Source organism: Novosphingobium sp. TCA1 (assembly GCF_009811895.1).
Taxonomy (GTDB): domain Bacteria; phylum Pseudomonadota; class Alphaproteobacteria; order Sphingomonadales; family Sphingomonadaceae; genus Novosphingobium; species Novosphingobium panipatense_A.
The window spans coordinates 1-14,984 of the sequence record NZ_BLJH01000008.1 but is presented as its reverse complement, the minus strand read 5'-3'; the positions used below and the strand labels follow the sequence as shown (position 1 = coordinate 14,984).

The 14,984-nt window shown below is 62.7% G+C and carries 14 protein-coding genes and 1 pseudogene; 2 read left to right on the top strand and 13 right to left on the bottom strand.

Annotated elements, in window-relative coordinates; genetic code table 11:
• Positions 1–39: 39 nt before the first annotated feature.
• The 5 genes from NTCA1_RS11405 to NTCA1_RS11385 all read right to left on the bottom strand — a co-directional run bounded on the left by NTCA1_RS11405 (position 40) and on the right by NTCA1_RS11385 (position 2,387).
• Positions 40–372, bottom strand: coding sequence for a putative quinol monooxygenase (locus NTCA1_RS11405; protein ID WP_236549253.1), 333 nt, complete (start codon positions 370–372; stop codon positions 40–42).
• Between the two features lie 78 nt (positions 373–450).
• On the bottom strand, positions 451–777 hold the full coding sequence (locus NTCA1_RS11400) for a carboxymuconolactone decarboxylase family protein (protein WP_159830605.1): 327 nt from the start codon (positions 775–777) through the stop codon (positions 451–453).
• Between the two features lie 92 nt (positions 778–869).
• Positions 870–1,637, bottom strand: a complete 768-nt coding sequence (locus tag NTCA1_RS11395) for an SDR family oxidoreductase (RefSeq protein WP_159830604.1) — start codon at positions 1,635–1,637, stop codon at positions 870–872.
• Positions 1,638–1,640: 3 nt separating this feature from the next.
• Positions 1,641–1,895 (bottom strand): tautomerase family protein, encoded by a 255-nt coding sequence (locus NTCA1_RS11390; protein ID WP_159830603.1) that lies wholly within the window; start codon positions 1,893–1,895, stop codon positions 1,641–1,643.
• A 3-nt stretch (positions 1,896–1,898) separates the two neighbouring features.
• Entirely contained in the window at positions 1,899–2,387 is a 489-nt protein-coding gene (locus NTCA1_RS11385; protein ID WP_159830602.1) for a cupin domain-containing protein, read from the bottom strand.
• Between the two features lie 153 nt (positions 2,388–2,540).
• Here NTCA1_RS11385 and NTCA1_RS11380 point away from each other — a divergent pair, with 153 nt between their 5' ends.
• Positions 2,541–3,452, top strand: a complete 912-nt coding sequence (locus NTCA1_RS11380; RefSeq protein ID WP_159830601.1) for a LysR family transcriptional regulator — start codon at positions 2,541–2,543, stop codon at positions 3,450–3,452.
• Positions 3,453–3,493: 41 nt separating this feature from the next.
• Here the strand turns inward: NTCA1_RS11380 and NTCA1_RS11375 are convergent, their stop codons facing one another.
• The 7 genes from NTCA1_RS11375 to NTCA1_RS11345 all read right to left on the bottom strand — a co-directional run bounded on the left by NTCA1_RS11375 (position 3,494) and on the right by NTCA1_RS11345 (position 14,068).
• Positions 3,494–4,864, bottom strand: a complete 1,371-nt coding sequence (locus NTCA1_RS11375) for a phosphoesterase (RefSeq protein ID WP_236549252.1) — start codon at positions 4,862–4,864, stop codon at positions 3,494–3,496.
• Between the two features lie 136 nt (positions 4,865–5,000).
• Positions 5,001–8,027 (bottom strand): TonB-dependent receptor, encoded by a 3,027-nt coding sequence (locus NTCA1_RS11370; RefSeq protein WP_159830599.1) that lies wholly within the window; start codon positions 8,025–8,027, stop codon positions 5,001–5,003.
• A 93-nt stretch (positions 8,028–8,120) separates the two neighbouring features.
• Positions 8,121–9,050: a DUF4880 domain-containing protein gene (locus NTCA1_RS11365; RefSeq protein WP_159830598.1), complete on the bottom strand. Its 930-nt coding sequence runs from the start codon at positions 9,048–9,050 to the stop codon at positions 8,121–8,123.
• 1 nt (position 9,051) lies between these two features.
• Positions 9,052–9,474 carry an RNA polymerase sigma factor gene (locus NTCA1_RS11360; RefSeq protein ID WP_236549251.1) on the bottom strand — a complete coding sequence of 141 codons (423 nt, stop codon included), beginning with the start codon at positions 9,472–9,474 and terminating at the stop codon, positions 9,052–9,054.
• A 251-nt stretch (positions 9,475–9,725) separates the two neighbouring features.
• On the bottom strand, positions 9,726–11,762 hold the full coding sequence (gene rpoD / locus NTCA1_RS11355; RefSeq protein ID WP_159830596.1) for an RNA polymerase sigma factor RpoD: 2,037 nt from the start codon (positions 11,760–11,762) through the stop codon (positions 9,726–9,728).
• A 291-nt stretch (positions 11,763–12,053) separates the two neighbouring features.
• Positions 12,054–12,719: a cold-shock protein gene (locus NTCA1_RS29050; RefSeq protein WP_159830595.1), complete on the bottom strand. Its 666-nt coding sequence runs from the start codon at positions 12,717–12,719 to the stop codon at positions 12,054–12,056.
• A 182-nt stretch (positions 12,720–12,901) separates the two neighbouring features.
• Positions 12,902–14,068 (bottom strand): acyl-CoA dehydrogenase family protein, encoded by a 1,167-nt coding sequence (locus NTCA1_RS11345; RefSeq protein ID WP_159830594.1) that lies wholly within the window; start codon positions 14,066–14,068, stop codon positions 12,902–12,904.
• 94 nt (positions 14,069–14,162) lie between these two features.
• Here NTCA1_RS11345 and NTCA1_RS11340 point away from each other — a divergent pair, with 94 nt between their 5' ends.
• Complete coding sequence (locus tag NTCA1_RS11340) at positions 14,163–14,843, top strand: GntR family transcriptional regulator (protein WP_236549250.1); 681 nt, start codon at positions 14,163–14,165, stop codon at positions 14,841–14,843.
• Between the two features lie 34 nt (positions 14,844–14,877).
• Here NTCA1_RS11340 and NTCA1_RS11335 read toward each other — a convergent pair.
• Positions 14,878–14,984, bottom strand: a pseudogene (locus NTCA1_RS11335) (electron transfer flavoprotein subunit alpha/FixB family protein); the annotation flags it as partial.

Below are 14,984 nucleotides of genomic sequence, written 5' to 3'. Positions count from 1 at the left end.
ATGCCGCGCTCGTCTCCGCCGTTGCCCCTTCTCAGACGCTCAGCGACCCGCGCTTTTGCTGCGAAGAAGGATCGGATCGGTTTCGATGAGTTTCAGGGATCGCACCATTCCGGCGGTGCCATTCTTGTATTTGAGAAAGTGCGGCGTTTTCAGATGCGCCTCATAAGCGGCTTGGTCGGCGTAGACCTCAAGAATGCGGATCTGCGCCGGATTGTCCTTCACCGAAACGGCATTCAGTGAAAGCACGCCCGGCTCCGACCGAACAGACGCGTCGATCTCCTCGCGCAGAAGCGCTTTATAGGCATCGAGTTCGGCAGGAACGATGTCGAGTTCCGCAATGCGGACGATCGGTTCGGTCACCGGCGCTGCCATGCCATTGCCTCCCGACAAGACCAGCGCAGCCGCGCCCATGAATGCCGAGAACAGGCGTGGGGGCCAGGCGCCAGGCACTCAGGCACCCGCTTCTGCGAAGACTTGCTTCAGGATCGGAAGCGCCGTCATCGCGGGAGGCCATCCGGCGTAGAAGGCTATCTGCGTGACCGCCTCGACGATCTCGTCCCTGGTCACGCCATTATCGAGGGCCTTCCTGATGTGGAACGGCATTTCGTTGATCCGGTACATCGCGATAAGGCAGGTGATCGTCACCAGGCTGCGATCGCGAGGTTTCAGCGCCGCATTCTCCCAAACGTCGCCGAACAACACTTTATCGGTGATCTCGGCAAGGTGCGGCGCGATGTCGCCGAAGGAATTGCGGGCGTTGGTCGGTTCGGTGGGCATCGTCTCTGCTCCTGCGGTGAGCGGCCACGGCATAGCGGCCATGGCGGCCATAAAGATCGCGCTTCGCCGGCTGAACTGGGCGTCCGGCGTCATCAGTGCGCGGTAAAGCCGCCGTCGACAGGCAGCGCGGCACCGATCACGAAGCTTGCCGCCGGACTGCACAGCCACAGCACTGCGGCGGCAATCTCGTCGGAATGTCCGAGACGGCCGATGGGCTGTTCTTTCATGATCTCGGCCATCGCCTCCGGTTGTCCTGCCAACATGTCCTGCACCATCGGCGTGTCGATCGTGCCGGGGCACACAGCGTTGATGCGGATGCCGCGCGGCGCATATTCGACCGCGGCGCTTCGCGTCATGCCGATCACCGCGTGCTTGGTGCCGTGATAGGCAGCGCGCTGCGGCAGACCGACAAGACCGCCAAGCGACGAGCAATTGACGATCGCACCGGAGCCTTGAGCGCGCATCACCCGCAGTTCATGCTTCATGCAGGCCCAGACACCGCGTTGGTTGACGCCGGTGACGCGCTCGAAGTTCTCAAGCGGTTCGTCGGCTGCGTCAGACGGCGGCACCTGAATGCCTGCGTTGTTGAAGGCCATGTCGAGCCGGCCGTAGCGGGCGATCGCAAGATCGATCATCGCCGCTACCTGGGCTTCGTCGGCGACATCGCAGGTCGTGCCGATCGCCGAGCCATGCTCGCTGACAATCCGCTGCGCCTCCTGCGCGGCCCGCTCGCCGTCGATATCCGCCAGCACTACCGCCGCACCATTTGCGGCAAAAGCGCGTGCCGCCGCCAGCCCCATTCCTTTGGCGGCTCCGGTGACAAGCGCAACCTGCCCTTTGAAATCATAAACGGGGTTCATGGATCAGCCTTCTTTGTTCGCGATCTTCTGCCCCGGGCCATAGCCCGGCACTTTGGTCAGCGTCGCCCATCTGCCCTGGATGTCCGGCTCATAGACAAGCGAAGACCAGTCGCCTGGCTGGACTTCCTCGAACCCGACAGACACCGCCTCCTCGCCGTAATTCAGGACGCGCATGACATCGCTGACGATCGCAGCGGACAGGTCCCGTTTCTGCGCCTCTGACTTGCCGGGATAGAGCTTCACCACGATGTGGGGCATGGCTCAATCGCTCTCCAACGGGGCGAGATACTCCTCGTCGGTCACCTTCTCCAGCCAGACGACATTCTTGCCATCGACCGTGTCCTGGATGGCAATGTGCGTCATGCCTTCGTGCGGTGTGGCGCCGTGCCAGTGCTTGTGATCGGCCGGGCACCACAGGATGTCGCCGGCATGGAACTCGTACTTCCCGCCGCCCTCGATCTGGGTCCAGCCCACGCCTTCGGTCACGATCAGCGTCTGACCCGCCGGATGGGTGTGCCACGCGCTGCGCGCGCCCGGCTCGAAATGGACGATGGCGCCGCTGACACGCGACGGGGCCGGGCGCTGAAACTGCCCGGTTATCGTAACCTTGCCCGTGAAATATTCGGATGGCGCATCAACGGTCTTGAGGTCGGGCTTGCGTGCGATGTCCATGGTGGTCGGTCCTTCCTGAGCGGATGCGACATCTGTGAGCGCCATGAGAACGGCAAGAATGATTGCGCGCTTGATCATGATGATAGGCATCCCGTTCGCGATCGCCCGTAATGGCTGCCCGTACTGGCTGATCCACGTGCCCCCTATCTAGGCCGCCTGGACCAGCGTGATTAGCGCCTTGGCATGCAATGAACTGATGAATGCAGCTCAACAGCGTGATAGGGAGAGCGGATGCAGATCAGTCGTGCCGACCTCGCGGATTTTCTCTATTTTCTCGCCATTGCACGCCATGCCAACTTCCGGCGGGCGGCTCTTGAAATGGGCGTTACGACCTCGGCACTGAGCCATGCCATGTCCGGTCTGGAAGCGCGGCGCGGCGTGCGATTATTGAACAGAACCACTAGAAGCGTGACGCTTACTGCTGCCGGAGAGGAGCTGCGGGCCTCGATCGAAGGGCCGTTGCAGACCGTCAGCGATGCGGCGGAAAATCTCAACCGGTTTCGCGATGCACCGACCGGCCGGGTCAGGATCAACGTCCTCGAAGATGCAGTGCCGCTTCTGCTCGGCCCCGTAATGCCGCTCTTCGTCGACCGCTATCCAGAGGTGGAAGTCGACATCAGCGTCAGCAACCGGCTGATCGATGTCATCGCCGGCGGGTTCGACGCGGGCATACGGTACGGCGGTACGGTGCCGGAAGACATGATCGCGCAGCGCCTCTCACCCGACATCCGCTGGGTCGCAGCCGCATCCCCCGCCTATCTCGAACGCTTCGGCACCCCGGTCTTGCCGCAAGACCTCCAGGATCATCGCTGTATCCGCATCCGGCTCGGAAACGATCAAGTTTACGACTGGGAGTTCGAGCGTGGCGAAGAGACAGTCTCCGTCGCGATGCCCGGGCCTTTGACCGTCGATAGCAGCCTCCCTGCCATGAATTTCGGTCTTGGCGGCGCCGGCATCATCTACGGTGCGGAGCCGATACTCATGCCTTATTTGCGGAGCGGTGCGCTGCAGCTCGTGCTGAGCGATTGGGCATCTATGGGCGAGGGATTTCACGCATACTATTCCGGGCGGCGCCAAGTGCCGACCGCTTTGCGTCTGCTCATTGATCTCATCCGAGAGGTAAATCCGCTTTCCGGCTCATAAACGGGTTACCATGCAGGACTGGCCGACACTCCGTCAGAACCCTACGTCCCGGAAAGGTAGATCGGGTTGGAATAAAACCACAAATCGCTCCAGGGATCCTCTCCGGCGATGTCGGGTTCCGGCTCGCCCTGTTCCGTGTTCGTACCCCGGACACGCAGATAGGTTATCGCCTCCGAAACTTTCAGTTGATGCGAGACGACCAGGCTGTCGCCATCCGGCCTGAAGTCGCGCGCTGTGAAGCGCCTGACAATCCGGGTACTGCGGTTGCCGTCCTCCTCGACGCCCGAAGCGCCGCCCACGATCAGGTCGACGTGATCGAGCTTCGGCCTGGCACCGTTCGGCGTGCGCGCGGGACGGAAGCGGATAGTGACGGTTACCTTGTCACCACCGCCTACATCCAGCGTTTCCCCCATCGCCGCCGACCTAGAATCTGCCTGTCCGACCGCCGCCGTCACGTCCAACCGGTCGATCAGATTGCCGGTAGCGACAAAGACGCGCCCCTTTCGCAGACCATCGAGAATGTCCGAAGCATTCGGCGCGGCAAGAACCCATGTCCTGGAATATTCCCCCGGCCAGAAATCAGCGCCGCCCTCACGCCAGTGGCCGTGTGAATCCGAGTTCGCGGTGACGGTCCAGTGCAAGCCCTTCCCCAGAAGCGCGTCCCACGCGCCTCCCAGACGAGCGACCATCTGATCGAAACCGCCCATGGTCGGGAAGCCACCATAGAGCCCGCGGGAGCCATGCGCCTTGTCCTTTCCCGCCTCCGGTCGTGCTGCTTGATGCCCCGGTGCGCCCTCCATGCCGATCACGACATTCGGAGCAGCCTCCTGCCAGGCCTGATACTCGGCAGGCGTATGCAGGCCCCATTCGCCATAGCCGGTCGCCGTCCGGGAAGGATGGTTGGCGATGAGCACCGGCGGAACCGGCAGTCCGGCCATGTATCGCAAAGCTTCGAGCATGTTCGGCTTCGTATTGCGCGAAGGATCCGCAGGGAACGCCTCGCGTTTTCCGAAACGGGATTCGATATCCCGCAAGGTGGCGCGCTCGCTCGCGTCGGTCGGCAGGATCAGACTGGCATGCTCGCCGCCCGGAACGTCGAATTCCATGCCGTAAAACAAGACGAGGTCCGGCACCGCCTTGCGTGCCGCCTCGACATCCGGCCAAGCATGGTCATGGTTGAGCGCGGAATGCCTGGGGCCGCCGTGGTCCGTGGTGACCATCCAGTCCAGACCGAAGCTGCGCGCCATCTGGGCGTTCTGTAGAATCGTATGGGAAGAATCGCCGCCTATCACGGGATCCGGTACGCGCTCGGGATGTTCGGAATCCGCTTCGTAGCGGGCGCTGTAGACACTGTGGACATGATGATCGCCCGCTAGCCAGCGCCGTTTGCCCGTTCCTTCAGCGTGCGCCAACGGGGCATGTGCAAGCACGATTGCCAAGGGAAGAAGCCGAACCGGAGACATCATCGATTGCATGGACCTTCAACGGGAATGCCGACACCGCGCCGGAACTTCGGCGCGGTGTCGGCGGATCAAGAGGGTAACGGGTTCAGAACTTGGCGCGGACGCCGAAATTCACGGTCCGCCCGAAAGTGTGGATTTCGCTGACTTCGCTTTCGCTGCCCGCGAACGAGACCTGCCGCTCGTCAAGGACGTTCACGGCCTGCATGAACATCTCGACATTCGGCCTGATCTTGTAGCTGGCGCCGAGATCGACGATGCCGAAGCCTTTCTGGTAGTATGCCACGACATCCTCGGGGCTGGGCAGCGAAGTCACGTTGGCACCGGAATCGGTCATGTAGTTGCTACGGTAGGTGTAGCTGACGTTGATCTCGAACGGCCCCGTCTCGAAGAAGGGCGTGATCGAGTAACTGACGTCCGAAACGCCCTGTATACCCGCCGACTGGATACCGACACCGGTGGTGTTCAGCTCAAGCTTGGAAGTCGCGAAAGTCGCGGTCGCCGTGACGCCAAGGCCGAACGGCAGCTTGTTCGTGTAGCCGAACTCGACACCGGAGATCGCCGCGTCACCCACGTTGGTCGGGGTCGCGACCAGGATGTCCACCGGCAGCGTGGAACCGTCGTTGACGGCGAAGGCCAGCGTGCGCGTCTCGAAGTCGGATGCGATGTAGTTGCTGATATCCTTGTGGAAGGCGGCAACGGTGAACGCGCCGAACGTGTCGAAGTACCATTCGAACGAAGCGTCGAAGTTCCACGAGGTATAGGGACGCAGGTTGGGATTTCCGCCCGATGCCTGCAGATTGAGCGTCGGGTCCTCCAGCGCCGCGGCGCCCTGATTATAGATGCTCGTCACGGTGACGCTGTTGGTGTTGATCGAATTGCGCAACTCGGAGAGCGACGGGCGCGTCATCGTGCGGGCCACGCCCAGGCGCAGTTGCACATTGTCTGAGAACTTGAACATCGCATTGGCGCTGGGCAGGAACTCGGCATAAGTGGCGCGCGTGGTCGTCGGCAGGACTTCGGTGGTCACGCCTCCCGCACCATCCGCGACAGGCGCGATGGTGGTGCCGTGCACGTCGGTTTCGGTGCGCACATAGCGCAAGCCGAAATTGCCGGAGACCGGCACGTCTCCCACGTCGGATTCGAAATCGATGCGGCCATAGAGGGCCTGGATCTTTTCGCCGATGCGGTAGGAGTTCTGCAGGTCCGCAGCCGTCGGCTCCAGGTCCGATGCGTCGGGGCTGACGCCATCGTATTCGCTGCCGAGCGTATAGGCCTGGTTGAACAGCCCCCAATCGACATTGGTCCACGGCTGTCGGTTCAGGATCGACTGGTCGAAAGCCTTGCCGGGCACCGGGTATTGAAGGAAGGCATCGGTGCGCGTGAAGCCGTCGCGCAAGGTTGCATTGTTGCGGTCACGGCGCTGATAGTCGCGATATCGATCCGAAACCTGCCCCCCGAACCGCAGCTTCGACAGGCGGATGCCGCCCACGTCGAAGTTCATCTGACGCGATACGTTGAGGATGAAGCTCTTGTCCTCGTCGATCGAATTGATCGGGCGGACGGCGAAGCTCTCGAACGGCATGAGCGAAGGATCGGTCAGGTCGAGATCGGTATAGAGCGATGTGACGCGGCCCTTGTTCAGGACATCACCGCTGAAATCGAACGTGAGATTACCGCCCCGTCCGTTTGCCGTGCGGTACTGCACGCGCTGGATCGGCGTGTCGAGATCGCTGCTGGCGCGCGCATAGCTGACGCGCGGTTCGATGTGCCAATCGCCCAGATCCAGCTTGAACGTGGTGTTGAGCTGAAGGTTCTGGTGCGACTGGTCCATGTATTCGCTGTAGTTACGGACCCGCGCACCGCGGATCGTGCCCGCGACAAGCCTGCCGTCCTCGACCACTGCGGTGGACAGGTCGAGCCGTGAAAGCTGGCTCGGGATATAATAGGTCAGGCGGCGCTCGGTCGTCTCGTTGTTGAACTGCGAGAACAGACCGTCGACATCGATCTCGAAGTTGGAGGACGGACGCCACTGCAAGCCGACGACGGCACTGATGCGCTCGCGATCCTCGGTTTCCAGATAGGGCTGCGCATCGCCGGGGACACGCAGCGTCCCGAGGCCTTCCACTTCGGCATCCTGCCATCCCATGCGCAGGCGGTCGAACTGGACCTTGCGGCGCGAATAGGACAGGCCCGCCAATACGCCGAAGGTCTTGTCCTCATTGCGCCAGCCGGCGGAAATCGTGCCGTTGGGATTGACCGTATCGGTGCGTTCCTCATAGCGCGCATAGGCATTGGCGGCGACGAAGGACTCGCGATCAAGCGGCTTGATGAGACGGATATCGACGGTCGAACCGATGCCGCTCTCGACCAGATCGGCTGTGGGCGACTTGATCACGACGACGCTGTCGATCAAGGTGGCCGGCAGCACCTGAAGGCGGAACTGGCGCCCGGACTGGCCGGAATTGCGGATGTTCTCGTTGTAGGCGAGCGGCATGCCGTCGAACGTCACCGCCTGGAAGTTCGGCCCAAGCCCGCGCACGCTGATGAATTGGCCTTCGCCGGCTTCTCGCACGATCGTGACGCCCGGCACGCGTTGCAGCGCTTCGGCGACATTGAAGGCCGGCAGCTTGCCGATATCGGCGGCGACGACTGCATCCGCGATCGAATCGGCGTTGCGCTTCACGCCCAGCGAACGCTCGACACCGTCTGAAAACGGCGCGGTTACGACGATTTCACTGGCCGGGGCCGGCTCGCCGGTCGTGATTTCGGGCGTTTTCGCGGCCGCCGCCGCCAGAGGGCGGACGATGAGAGCGCCCGAGCGGTCGCGCACGACCGTCAGCGACGTGCCCGCGATCAGTCGGCGAACGGCCGTCTCCGCATCGAACTCGCCCGAAAGCGCTGGTGTGTTGAGACGCGCCACTGCATCGCGCGTGAACAGGATGTCCTGCCCGCTCTGGCGCGCAAGCTGCTCCAGCGCCCGATCCATCGGCTGCGCAGCAATGGCAAGGTGTACCTGCCGTGACTGGGCATATGCAGAAGTCGCCAGAGACGCGCCTGAAAGAACCAGCGCAAGCGCCGCCGTCCGGCAAAGCTGCCGTTTGAAAGAAGTCATGTATGATACCCCGTCCAGACGCCCGTCGTGAGCGCCCCTTACTGCGTCGTCGTTCGGGGCGAGCTTTTCCTCACCCCCGGACGCAAATAAAATTCAGCGGGCGGTCGCGATGCGGATCACATCCGGCTCCACGGCGATCTCGACCGGCAACAGAACCGATAGCGAACGCGCGAAAGCCTCTGGATCACCGACGCGGTAGACGCCGCTCAGGCGCAGGGCGGCGGCATGGGAGTCTGCGACGACCAGTTCACGCGTGCTATAGCGGTTCATCTCCGTCACCGCCTGCACCACGGTTTCGTCGCGGAATGCCAGTCGCCCGCTCTGCCATGCGACCAAGTCCTCGATCTCCGGTCGGTCGAACTTGTCCTGCCGCCCCGGCTGCATGGCGATGCGATGTCCAGCTGCCAGTTCGACACGAGCATCGGCCGATTGCACCTGTGCCTTGCCCTGGACCGCGGTGATGAGCACGACATCGCCGTCCCGGCGCAAGTCGAGCCGTCCCGATTGCGTGACCGCGCTTCTGTCACCCGCTTCGATGACGAAGGGCCGCAGATCTCTTGCGATCTCGACGTCGACGCGGCCCGATGTCAGCGTCAGCAGGCGCCGCGAGGGACTTGCCGTAAATCGCACGCGGGTGCTCGTATCGAGCATGATGCGCGTATGGTCGTCCAGCACGAAGCGGCGCTGTTCGCCGACACCGGTTTCGTACACACCCGCGCGGGCCTGCTGCCATCCGAGACCCAGTCCGCAAGTCAGGACCAGACCGGCCCCGCCCGCCATCACCGCACGCCGGGACACGCCCTCCGGCTGCCGCGAGGGCACAGGCCGCGGATCGTCGCGAAGACCGCCGACGGCGTCCCAGATCGTGGACGCATTCTCGAATGCGCGGGCGTGTGACGGATCGGCCTTCAGCCACGCATGGAATGCCGCCTCATCCTGGGAGGATCGGTCATCCGCGTGCAGTCGGGCCAGCCAGTCCGCCGCCTGCCGGTTCATAGTCTCCGGCTTGCTGCGGAAGATCACGTCACCATTTCTCCATCCACTCGGCCAGATGCGCCATCGCCTTGGCAATGTGCTTTTCGACGGCGCTTTGGCTGATGCCGAGTTCATCGGCAATCTCACGATATTTACGGCCGTCCAGCCGATACATCAAGAAAATCTGCCGTGTTCGAGGGCTTAGCGCTTCGATCCCCACGCGCAGGCGGTCCAGCCGTTCGCGAGCGATCAGGACCTCGTCCTGCAGCGGGTGGTTATCCGCAACGGTAGCTACATCCGTATCCCAGACGAAGGTTTCCCCAGCCCGTCGCTCACGACGGTGAGCATCGATGCCGCGATTGGTCGCGGCACGCGCCAGAAGCGCATCGGAATTCCGCGCAAGGGTCGAGCTGGTGGAGACCTTGACCCATGCATCATGCAGCAGATCCTCGGCATCGTCACGCCGCGTCATGCGTGCAACCTGATCCCGCAACCGAGCCCAACTGAATGCCGAACCCGGAGCGTATTTCGATGCGTTCGAGAACCCCATCGGGGCCATTTAGAAGGGCGAGGATACGGTTTGATGACACATTCAAACCTGAGGCAAGATGCCCCGCGCAAATGCGCGGCCCCAATTACGGGTGCTCGCGCAGTTTACGCGTTGCAGCCGGACCCTGAGGTGCAGACCGCCCGCAATCCGTCCAGACGTCGGGCGGCCTGTGCTTAGTCGAGGAACGCGCGCATGATGCGTGAACGGCTCGGATGCTTGAGCTTGCGCAATGCCTTGGCTTCGATCTGACGGATACGCTCGCGGGTAACCGAGAACTGCTGGCCGACTTCCTCCAGGGTGTGGTCGGTCGGCATGCCGATGCCGAAGCGCATGCGCAGCACACGCTCCTCACGCGGTGTCAGCGATGCCAGCGTGCGCGTGATCATTTCCTTCAGGTTAGCCTGGATCGCCGCGTCCACCGGGATGACGGCGTTCTCATCCTGGATGAAGTTGCCAAGGCTGCTGTCTTCCTCGTCCCCGATCGGGGTTTCGAGCGAGACCGGCTCCTTGGCGATCTTCAGGACCCGCTTCACTTTCTCGAGCGGCATCGACAGCTTCTCGGCCATTTCCTCCGGCGTGGGCTCGCGGCCCTGGTCATGGAGGAACCGGCGGCTGGTGCGCACCAGCTTGTTGATCGTCTCGATCATGTGGACCGGAATACGGATCGTGCGAGCCTGATCCGCGATCGAACGCGTGATCGCCTGACGGATCCACCAGGTCGCGTAAGTGGAGAACTTGTAGCCGCGGCGGTACTGGAACTTGTCGACCGCCTTCATCAGGCCGATGTTGCCTTCCTGGATAAGGTCCAGGAACTGCAGGCCGCGGTTCGTGTACTTCTTGGCGATCGAGATCACCAGTCGCAGGTTCGCCTCGACCATTTCCTTCTTGGCGATGCGCGCTTCACGCTCCGCCTTCTGGACCATGTTCACGATGCGGCGGAACTCGGGGAGCGCCATGCCGGTGGCGGCGGCGATGTCCGATACCTCCAGGCGGATGCGCTCGGCAGGCTCAGCCTCGTTCGCGGCAAAGGCAGCCCACTTCTTGTCCATCCCGGCCACTTCGGCGACCCAGGTGTCGTCCAGTTCGCGGCCGGTGTAGGCTTCGAGGAAATCGGCGCGCTTCACCTTGTGACGCTCCGCAAGGCGCAGCATCTGGCCGCCCAGCGTGGTGAGGCGGCGGTTGAAGGCGTAGAGGTTGTCGACCAGATATTCGATCTTGGTCGCGTGGAACTGCACCGATTCCACTTGGGCGGTCAGGTCTTCACGAAGCTGCTGGTACTGCTCTTCCTTGGCGACAGGAAAGTCGATGCCCAGCGCCATAGCGTCGAGTCGCTCGCTCTGCAGGCGTTCGAAAGTGCGGAACAGTTCCGTGATGAGCGCAAACTTCTCCAGCGCTTCAGGCGTAAGCGCGGCTTCCATCTGGCCGAGGGACAGGGTGTTGTCCTCTTCCTCGTCATCCTCACCCCGGCGCTTGGGAATCGGATTGCCGTCCTCGTCGACTTCCTCCGAATTGTCCTCGACGGAATCGTCTTCCTCCTTGAAGGTAGGACCAGCGGTGGCAGCGGAAATCTCGCCGTCGCTATCGCCGTCTTCATCGAGATTTTCCGGCTGCGGCTCCTTGGAGAGCATCGCGTCGAGATCGAGGATCTCGCGGAGCTGCATGTCGCCGTTGTTGAGCGCTTCGGACCACCCGATGATCGCGTGGAACGTCATCGGGCTTTCGCAAAGCCCCATGATCATCATGTCGCGGCCGGCTTCGATGCGCTTGGCGATCGCCGCTTCACCCTCGCGGCTGAGCATCTCGGCGGTGCCCATTTCCTGCAGGTACATGCGGACCGGGTCGTCGGAACGGCCGAGCGAGTCCGCCTTGCGGGTCTCGCCGGGACGGCGCCGGGAATTGCCCTCCTCGAACTCGGAATCGGAACCCGACTCGTCATCGCGACCATCGACGGCATCTACGCCATCTTCCTGCTCGCTCTCTTCATCGTCATCATCATCGTTCTCGATGATCTTGACGCCCATTTCCGAGATCGCGGCCATGATGTCCTCGATCTGATCGGTGGTCATCTGGTCCTGCGGCAGAGCGGCATTCAGCTCCTTGACCGAGATGACGCCCTGCTTTTTGGCGCGCGCGATGAACCGCTGGACAGAACCCTTGTCCAGATCGAGAAGAGGAGAGTCGTTGTCGCCGTTGCGATCGTCGTTAGTCATGCAATCCGTTGTCGTCTTATTGGCCTTTTCATGGCGATGGTTGCGCCAGGACAAGGCCAGGTTCTCAGATCATCAACCTGATGAAGCCGGTGAAGAGTGGCCTACAGCAGGAATGAACCACCGCTGGTATGGTGGTTCAAGCAATGTGGACGGCCATCAGTTCCAGGAGGAAGCCGATTCGCAAGCGCAATACGCCCGAATCGGGAACACCCGCCGCTGGGCCCGATCGTGATGCGATCCGGGAAAGCCCGAATGGGCCATGGCCACCTGCGGCAACCATGGCCAGATCACTCAGCGCTGGACCAGATTCACGGCCGACGCCTTGCCGCGGCGATCGATCTCGATCTCGAATTCCAGCTGATCGCCTTCCGAAAGGCCATGCAGACCGGAACGCTCGACGGCGCTGATATGCACGAATGCGTCAGGCTGGCCGTCATCGCGGACGATGAAGCCGAAGCCCTTGGTGCCGTTGAAGAACTTGACGGTGCCGGTGGCCTTCTCGCCGGTCGACTGGCGCTGAACAGGCGCACGCTCGCGACGTTCGGCCACGATGACCTCGCCAACGATGGTCAGTTCGGACGCGGAAACCTTGCCGTTGCGCTCAACCAGCTGGAATTCCAGCTGCTGGCCTTCCGCCAGCGTTTCCAGGCCGGCTGACTGCACAGCACTGATATGCACGAATGCATCGTCGCCGCCGTCTTCAAGCTGGATGAAGCCGAAGCCCTTGTCGGGGTTGAAGAACTTGACCGTGCCACGGCCCTGACCCACGACCTGGCCCGGGCCGCCACGCGAGCCGCCACCGCCAAAACCACCGCCACGCGAGCCACCGAAACCGCCACGCTGGCCGCCACCGAAGCGGTCACCGCCACCAAAGCGATCGTTGCCGCCGCCCCAGCGATCATCACCACCGCCGAAACGGTCGCGACCATAGCCGCGATTACCCTTGTCGAATGTCATCTTTTAGTACCTTAAGCTACGTCCGAAGAAACCTATCCTCGCGAGTGAACGTAGCACGCAAGGCCGCAGAACCCGTTTCAGGATGCAGGACAAACGACGATAGCACCTCTGCGACGCCTTGGCGACAAAAGTTCTGCGGGCGGCTTGATGCATAACGCGCAGGCGCCATGCGCACGACCTGGTCAGTGGAGCTGGGCCTTGAGAAAATCGCGCTTGATCTTCTTGGCGAGGCTCCACTTGTGAACCTCGGTCGGGCCGTCATAGATGCGGAAGGCGCGGATTTCGCGGAACACCTGCTCGACGATCGTGTCGCCGGTAACGCCGGTACCGCCCATCACCTGCACGCAATTGTCGGCTATTTTCATCAGCGCTTCGCTGACCGCGACTTTGGCCATGGAGCTTTCCGCCGTGCCGAGCGATCCGCCGTCGAGCACGCCCGCGCACCAGTCGATCATCAACTCGCACTGCTTCAGCAGGATCGCGTTCTCGGCCAGCATGAAGCCCACGCCTTCATGATCGATCAGCAGCTTGCCGAAGGCTTCGCGCTTGCAGACATAAGCCGTGGCGATTTCCTGCGCCCGCAGGCAGCTTCCCAGCCAGCGCATGCAGTGCGAGAGCCGCGCCGGGCTGAGGCGGACCTGGGCGTACTTGAACCCCTCTCCGCTCTGCCCGAGCATCTGACCCGCCGGGACGCGCAGATTATCGATCCGCAGCGTCGCATGGCCGCCGGGCATGGAACTGTCGATCGTATCGGGCACCACCTCGATCGTGATCGCCGGGTCGGGCAGGTCGACCAGGAACATGCAGGCGCCGTCTTCGGACTTGGCCATAACGATGCCGACTTTCGCACCCTGATAGCCGGTGATGAAGCGCTTGCGGCCGTCGATCACCCAGTGATCGCCGTCGAGACGGCAAGTGGTCTTCATCATCGAGGGGTCCGAACCCGCCCCGCCCTCCGATGCCGGTTCGGTCATCAGGAAGGCGGAGCGCGCGCGTCCCTCCACCAGCGGCTTCAGGAAATGCGCCTTCTGCGCCTCCGTGCCGACATGGCCAAGCAGGTACATATTGCCCTCGTCGGGCGCCATCGTGTTGACCGCCAGCGGCCCCAGCGGGCTGAGACCCGAGCGGATCAGCACGATGGCTGTCTCGCGCTGGGTCAGATGGCTGCCATCCGGCAGGATATGCGGGGTAAGGACACCGGCCGCGCGCGCCTTTTCGCGCATTTCCATGAACAGTTCGTCGGAAGGACCATGATGCCCCTTCGCGCGAGGGTCCTGCTCGTAGGGGATGACGACCTCCCGCACGAAAGTTTCCACTCTGGCGGCGATAGTTGCGGCGCGATCGGTCACGATTCTCTCCTCTTTATGCGATCTTGATCCTACATTATTGTGGAACAATCAAATGGAACTTGCCGTTCCAGGATCTGTCGCGGATAGAGAGGCGATGGACGATATCTCTTCCGGAACGGTACACCGCGTCTATCAGGGCCTGCTGGCCGACCTCGACCATGGCCGCATGGTGCCGGGCCAGCGGCTGGTTGAAACCGAGCTGGCGGCGCGGTTCGGCGCGGGCCGCAATGCCGTGCGGGAAGCGATCCAGCGGCTGGCGGCCCGCGGCGTGGTCGACCTTTCGCGCAACCGCTCTCCCGCCATCCGCAAGCTGGACGCGGCCGAGACCATGGAAGTGCTGACAGTGGCCGAGGCGATGACTGCCTTGGTCCTGGGTGCCGCTGCCCTGCATTTCGTTCCAACGATACATGGCAGCGCTCTGGACGATGCCCAGGCACAGATTGAAGCGGCGGCGGATGAGGATGAGATCGCCGACTTCGGCCGGGCGCGGCGGCAATTCTACCGGGTCCTGCTCGAGATCGGTGGCAATCGGGAATTGAAGCGGCTTTTCCCCGCGATCGGAATGCACATCGTCTATGCCCAGTATCGCAGCAGGCGGCTACGCGGCATCCGCCTCGCCGACTACCGGGCGATGATCGAAGCCGTCCGCCACGGGGGGCAGGAGCAGGCCGAGGCTGAAGGGCGGCGCCATGTCGGCCATGTCCGCGCCATCATTGCCGAGCAAGTCACGGTCGGCACGACTGAAGCACTCACAAGAAACCCCGGCCATTCCTGACCGGGGTTTCCTTGATTTTCAAATGTTCAACCGCTCAGAGCTTGCCGGTAAGCTCCGGCACGGCGGTGAACAGGTCTGCCACCAGGCCGACGTCCGCCACCTGGAAGATCGGGGCGTCCTCGTCCTTGTTGATGGCGATGA